This window comes from Paenibacillus sp. sgz302191, from assembly GCF_057749925.1.
Map to the genome: position 1 here is coordinate 21,812 of NZ_JBYLHY010000055.1, position 6,714 is coordinate 28,525.

Sequence of the window (6,714 nt, forward strand, 5' to 3'; positions counted from 1 at the left end):
CTCCCGCCGCTCCCTTCGTCAACTGCCTCTGTACGTGTTGTAGCCCCAGGGAGCAATCAGCAGCGGCACATGATAATGAGATTCCGAATCCGCTACGCCGAACCGAATCGGCACTTGATCCAAAAAAGCCGGCTCCGGCAAAAGGGTGCCCTTGCCCCGAAAGTAATCGCCCACATGAAAGACCAGCTCATAAACCCCCGGAACCAGCTCCTCAGCCGATAAAACCGCGCTGCCGATCCGCCCGTCTTCATTGGTGACAACTGTGCGAAGCGGCTCCAGCCCCCGGCCCTGCAGGCGAAACAGCTCAATCCTGACTCCTTGCGCAGGGCAGCCGCCGCTGATATCCAGCACATGCGTAGTCAGCGCACCGCTCATCGCCCGGCTCCGCCGCTTTCCGCCACATCGCTTTGCGTCATGGAGAACCCTTGAAAACCGTACGGCGGCCGCGGCTCCGTGAACACTTTGCCCTCGCTGTTTTTCGCCGATTCCAGCACCGTTTCCCAAGTCCGGTTATTGGACTCGAAGCGAATCTCCGCAAGCTGCGGAAAACGGCTCAGGGCGCGCAGCCCGATCTTATAAATCAGATTTTGAATCGACGGAGAATTCTCTTCATGGAACATCGTGTGCGCAATATCGCGGATTTGCTCGGAAGCCACATAACCGCCGCGATCCGAATCGAGTGCATCCTCCACGTTCGCATACCGCCAGGCGATGTCCAAAAATATGAACAAAGGCCGATCAAACGATTCCGGCAGCGTCGTATACTCGTCTCTGACAAAACCGGCGAACGAACTGCCCTTTACCTTGATCAGCTTAATGTCCCCAAGCCCGCTCGAATGCTCCGCAATCACGATTCCCTCCCCGGTCCGCGCAACCTCGATCAGAGCGGTGGGATGTTCGTTATGCGAATACCGGAATACAAGCTCGCTGGCCGCGAAGCCGTCTTTGCCGGAAACCGGAAGCTCGTCAAAAGGCACCTGATCCGCCGTCAGCCGGACGCCCGTCATTTGCGGATATGTTTCAAGAAATTTGCGCCCGACGAATTCAAGGAACCCTTCCGCCGTAGCGCCTTCATACTCTCCCGCCTGCCGCAGAATGAAATTTTTCATCGAATCCGTAGCTACAACCTGGGAATTATCTCCCTCCGAAAAAGATGTGAAAAACCGCTCCCCGCTGACCGCAACTTTAATGTTCATACCGAAAAGAATGTTATCCCGCCCCGTAAAACCGGATTCCGGAATCAGCTTCACATTCGTCAATGGTTTTGCATAGGAACGGTATACCCACACGTCGCCTTTTCCGTAATACATCATTCTTTCTTGCCGCGCTTCTGTATGCATGATGGATTCCTCCGTTTCCATTTTCAAAATTTGTGCCAGCCGAAAACGCGCAATTTTACAAACTTCCCGCAGCGCTTTCGCCCTTTCTTCCTCCGCCGTGCCGTGGATACGCATTTGAATCGCTTCGCGAATGGAGTCTTTGGTCTGCCCTTTGACCGCCATAATGAATGGAAAAGCGAACTTTTTCGTATATTGATCGTTCAGCTCCAAAAACTGTTCGTACTCCTGCGGGGTTAAACGGTCCAAACCGGCCCCCGCCTGCTCCAGCACGGAATGGTCCGTCATTGCCACCCGCGTGCCCAGATCGGGATGAGCCCGCAAAAGCGCCAACTGCGCTTCCTCGCCCGCTTTCCAAACCGCCTGCTCCAGCGCCGAAATCAAATCCTGCCGGGAAGCAAACGGCGCGGCATGCCACGCCTGCTCCGCAATCCATGGCGAATGCTCAAAAAGTGCGCCGAAAGCGAGTATAAAACCTTCCCGATCCAGCCCATTAACCTTTTCCAATGTCAGAATCACTCGCCATCACCTCTAAATCCGATACTTTTTTTGCATATCAACTCAATAATTTGTTTTATTGTAAATCCGTACACGGAGACGGTCAATTTGTATAACACAAGTTTGTAACCATACATAACAAGCCGGTTTATTTTTGTAAAAATTACATGGCCACAAAAAAAAGTTGCCCCTTAAGACGTATAGAACCGCCTTAGAGACAACTTTATTCAAGACTTCACCGCGCCTGCCAGCGCCCCGTCTACCAAATAACGCTGTACGAACAAATACAGCACCAGCAGCGGAAAAACAATAATCATGATCCCGCAAGCCAAGAGCGGCCATTGGTTCGTGTACTGCCCATAGAAACTGAACAAGCCTTTTGTAACAGGCGCATACTTCGAGCTGGACAAATAAATGATCGGACCGATAATATCGTTCCAGGTTTGTATAGCCGTCAATGTCACCCCCGTCGCCACCACCGGCTTCATCAAAGGGAAAATAATGTGGAACAAATAACGAAGATATCCGCACCCGTCCATACCTGCAGCTTCATCAAGCTCCCTGGAGATCGATTTGATGTACCCTACGAACATCATGAAGACGATGCCTGTTCCTGTAGTTTTCAAAATCACATAGCCTACCGGATTGTTGTACAGATGGAGCCATTGAATCAGTTTAAACTGCGGCACCAGCGGGTTAGGCAGGAAGATCGACAGCAGGAAGAAAAAATAAATGGCCGAACTCCATTTTACGTAACCTCTGGCCAGCGGAAAGGCCGCAAACAGCGAGAGCATCAAGGTCAGCACAGTGGAGGTGGACGTGTACACCAGACTGTTCAAAAAATAATCCTCAAAATTCCCCTGCTTCCAAGCCCGGACAAAGTTATCCAAATGTATCGACGACGCCAGGGCGTTAGGACTTAAATTGAATTCTTCGACCGTCTTTACCGAAGTGTTCAGCACCAGAAACAAAGGTATTACATAGAGGCCCGCCAGGATGAGAATAATCAGATAAGAGGACAGATTTAATACTGCGCTTCGTCTCATTACATCTGTACCTCTCTTCTACGCAAGTAATACTGTGAAATCGCAACAACGATAAAAACGAATACAAATTGGATCATCGCCACCGCGGAAGCATACCCCAAATCCTGCGTACTTGTAAATGCTGCGTTAAACACGTCCACCGCCAATGTATTCGTGTGAAACTTCCCGCCCGTCAGCACAAAAATCGTATCGAACGTTTGCAAAGCGCCAATCAGCGACAAAAGAATGTTTACCGTAAACGACGGGGCAATGAGCGGGAACGTAATGTTGCGAAAAGACTGCCACGGCGAAGTGCCGTCGATATATCCGGCTTCGTACAAATCCTTCGGAATCGTCTGCAAGCCCGCAAGGAAAATGACCATGGAATACCCCATGTACATCCAGATCTGAACGAAAATAACGAGCGGAAAAGCCGCGTCATAGCTGCCCAGGAAATTGGAGTGGCCTCCGAACCAGCCCAATATTTTCTGCACAGGCCCTTCCAAGGGGTTGAACATCATTTTCCACACAAGCCCCGACACCGTGACGCCAAGCACAACCGGAAGAAAAAATACCGCTCGGAAAAAGCCGTCGCCCTTCAGGCGCTGATTGAGAAGAACGGCTGCGAACAAAGCAATTCCGTTCTGGAAAATCGTCACGGCAAGCGAAAAGTAAAGCGTCCTTTCTATGCCCAAAATCCGTTCCTGCTGATCGGAAGAGAAAAAGAAACGCTGGAAATTATGCCATCCTACAAACTGCCATTTTTGTCCCGGGAGCCCCGTCATGTTCGTAAACGAAAACAATACCGTGCCGAGAGAAGGCAAAAATCCGAACACAAGATAAAGCATCAACGGAATCGACAAAAGCATAAGAGGCACATGTTTGCGGAAACCTTTAGCGAACGGGTACACGTTCACACCTCATTTCACGTAATGCTATTTCGCGGCATCCCACTCTTTTTGACTTAAATTCGCCAGCTCTTGAGGCGTTTTGATCGGCCCGGCAGGCGTCAGGAACTCCGCGTGAACGCTGGACCCCGCTACGTGCTCCCCTGCATTGTTGCGGTTAATGAACAATTGATCCCAAGCGAGCTTAAAGCCTTGGATGTTCGGTTCAAGCTCTTTGATGAACGCGCTCTTCAGATCCACATTCTTCTGAACGGGCAGGAAGCCTACATCGTTCACATATTCCGCATAGTTCGCCGGCTCGGAGAAAAAGGTCAGGTACTTCATAGCGGCATCTTTATTTTTCGATTTTTCCGCGACCATGAAGGTCAGATCGTATTTACCTGCGAGCGCTTTATTTTGCGCCGGGTCCGAGCTCCCCGGAATCGGGAAGTAGCCGAATTTGAGATTCGGATTTGCCGCGGCAATCGTCGGAGCATCCCACGTTCCGTCGGCGATCATCGCAACCTTGCCCTGAGCGAACAGGCCTGGAAGCGAGGCGTAATCGACGCCCATGAAGCCTTTATCCGCATAGGTCATCATTTTTTGCGCTTTTGTCAAAATATCGATCGCTTCGGGATCGGTGAACTTGGTTGAGCCGTTCCATAGTCCTTTAATGTAAGCAAGCTGATCCTTGTGAACGCTGGCCTGCAGCCCTTGAACGGCCAGGTTAATCGGCCAGATGTCTTTGCCGGCAAATCCGATCGGCGAAACGCCCGCCGCTTTTAACGTATCGAGCACTTTAACGAATTCGTCCCATGTCGCCGGAGCTTTCAAGCCGTTCTTCTCGAACATTTCTTTATTGTAAAACAGTCCGGAGAAAGCCACGGACCCGGTTGTAATGCCATACACTTTTCCATTGTAGGTTCCGCCGTCCTTAATCGATTCGGGCGTGTAATTTTTGACAAAAGGCTGATCGGAAAGATCCGTAATCAAGCCCGCGTCAATCCATTGCTTCCATGCCGGATCGGCTGCGCCTTTGGACCAATCGGCCGGAGCGCCGACAAGCGCGGACATATTCGTAATAATGTCCACATCATTTGCTTGAATACGAGTTTGCTGCAGCTGCTTGAACGTATCGTCGGAAGGAACCGTCGTATAATCGATTTTGATGTTCGGATACTTTTCCTCAAACTTCTTGTTAAACTTGTCGAACCATTTGTTAGCGGCTTCATTTTTCCAATGAATAATTTTCAAAGTAACCGCTTTGTCGCTTCCGCCTTTCGCGGAATCGCTTCCAGAAGACGCTGCAGTCGATCCTCCGCCGGAGCCCCCGCTTACATCGTTTCCGCTTCCGCATGCCGTCAATGATACAGCCGTAACTAAGGATACGAGTCCTAAAGACCATTTTTTGAGCATTAGATTTCCCCCTGGATTCAATATGAAATGATGAACTTAGCATATCAGTATTTGGAAAAAATCCCGTTTCCAAGAAACATTATCCACGAAATTTTCGTTAATGTAAAGATTTTTTTAGAAGTTTTTCTGCTTGTTTTCGTAAAATAATGCTAAATAGACACGATTTTCTCGTGGAATCCCTAAAAAACCGCGAAAACTTTCGTTAAAATCCGATTTCTCATTGACGAAAAGTTTCAATATGTTAAGATTAATTACGAAAATCTGCTCTTTGGCATCGAAGGCAAAAAGAGGTGAGCCCATTGAAAATAACGATTAATACAATTGCTAAACTCGCCGGGGTATCCGTTTCTACCGTTTCCAAAATTTTGAATAATTACGATGAAGTAAGCGAAGAAACCAAACAAAAGGTTCTTAAAATCATTCAAGAAACCGGCTATCAATCATCCTCCACGGGCAAAGCGGCCATAGGCGGCAAAAAATCCAATCTGGTCGGAGTCATCTACGCCGGAAAAATCAATGCCGAATTCAATCATCCGTTTTTTATCGATGTAATTAACTCTTTTAAAAAGCGCATCGGCCTTCTCGGCTATGATTTAATTTTTTTCTCAAATGAGAAATTCCATGATTCCGAAAAAGATTATCTGGCCAGGTGCAACTATTTTCAGGTTGACGGCTGCATATTGATATCCGGGGAGGAATTGGAGCCTTGCATCTCCGAGCTCGATCAAAGCGATATTCCCTGTATTGGCATCGACCTCGAATTAACAGGGCGCAATTCCGGATTTATTATGACAGACAACTCCAATATGGCTAATAAAGTCGTGGAACACTATTATTTGCAGGGGTTTAAGGAGATCGGCTTTATCGGAAGCCATAGTCCGATTTCCAAAATGCGGGAGGATTATCTTAAGCAGGCTATGCAAAACTTCGGACTGTCCGTGAATGACGGTTGGTTTGTAAGCGAGGCTGATTTTTTCGAAAACAGCGGCTATCTCGCGATGCAAGAAATGTTAAGCCGCGGACAGCTCCCGCGGGCCATATTCGCAGCCTCCGACCATTTGGCGATCGGCGCTATGCGAGCTTTGAGGGAAAAGGGAATGGCCGTCCCGAACGATGTGGCAATTATCGGATGCGACGATATTGAAGCATGCAAATATATGTATCCCCCCCTGTCCACAATGCGGCAGGACAAAGAAAAAATCGGCTTGCTGGCCGCCCTGATGCTGTTTGATTTAATGAATCACCAGCTTCAGTCCAGCGCTGTCATGGTAGAGCCTGAGCTGCTCGTACGCCAGACCTGTCATTAGAGCCGCCGGTAAATCAAAAAAAACCGACAAGGCAGCCTGTTTAGAGGCTGCTTTGCCGGTTTCAAAGAACTGCAACGCGGCGCTAGGCACGCCACGTACAATAAGAAATAGCCTTCCTGAGATTGTTTTCTCAAGAAGGCTATTTGCTGTGCTTGGCAACGTTCTACTCTCCCAGAACCCTTCGGTTCAAGTACCATCGACGCTGGAGGGCTTAACGGTCGTGTTCGAGATGGGAACGCGTGGA

General features: G+C 49.1%; 6 protein-coding genes and 1 rRNA gene. 1 reads left to right on the forward strand and 6 read right to left on the reverse strand.

The window, feature by feature from the left end:
- Positions 1-18: 18 nt before the first annotated feature.
- The 5 genes from uraH to AC3G2T_RS37580 all read right to left on the reverse strand — a co-directional run bounded on the left by uraH (position 19) and on the right by AC3G2T_RS37580 (position 5,163).
- Positions 19-375 (reverse strand): hydroxyisourate hydrolase, encoded by a 357-nt coding sequence (gene uraH / locus AC3G2T_RS37560; RefSeq protein WP_474684632.1) that lies wholly within the window; start codon positions 373-375, stop codon positions 19-21.
- A complete protein-coding gene (pucL, locus tag AC3G2T_RS37565; protein ID WP_474684633.1) occupies positions 372-1,856 on the reverse strand; it encodes a factor-independent urate hydroxylase in 1,485 nt (494 codons plus the stop codon). The genes uraH and pucL overlap by 4 nt, the downstream gene beginning before the upstream one ends.
- 206 nt (positions 1,857-2,062) lie before the next feature.
- Positions 2,063-2,881, reverse strand: a complete 819-nt coding sequence (locus AC3G2T_RS37570; protein ID WP_474684634.1) for a carbohydrate ABC transporter permease — start codon at positions 2,879-2,881, stop codon at positions 2,063-2,065.
- The gene (locus AC3G2T_RS37575) at positions 2,881-3,771 is read right to left on the reverse strand and encodes a carbohydrate ABC transporter permease (RefSeq protein WP_474684635.1); all 891 of its coding nucleotides are present in this window, start codon (positions 3,769-3,771) and stop codon (positions 2,881-2,883) included. The genes AC3G2T_RS37570 and AC3G2T_RS37575 overlap by 1 nt, the downstream gene beginning before the upstream one ends.
- A gap of 24 nt (positions 3,772-3,795) precedes the next feature.
- Positions 3,796-5,163: an ABC transporter substrate-binding protein gene (locus AC3G2T_RS37580; protein WP_488438645.1), complete on the reverse strand. Its 1,368-nt coding sequence runs from the start codon at positions 5,161-5,163 to the stop codon at positions 3,796-3,798.
- A 305-nt stretch (positions 5,164-5,468) separates the two neighbouring features.
- Between AC3G2T_RS37580 and AC3G2T_RS37585 the strand changes: the two genes are divergently transcribed.
- A complete protein-coding gene (locus tag AC3G2T_RS37585) occupies positions 5,469-6,470 on the forward strand; it encodes a LacI family DNA-binding transcriptional regulator (RefSeq protein ID WP_488438648.1) in 1,002 nt (333 codons plus the stop codon).
- Between the two features lie 150 nt (positions 6,471-6,620).
- On the opposite strand, the gene rrf is transcribed toward AC3G2T_RS37585, so the two are convergent.
- Positions 6,621-6,714 (reverse strand): 5S ribosomal RNA (gene rrf / locus AC3G2T_RS37590); the annotation flags it as partial.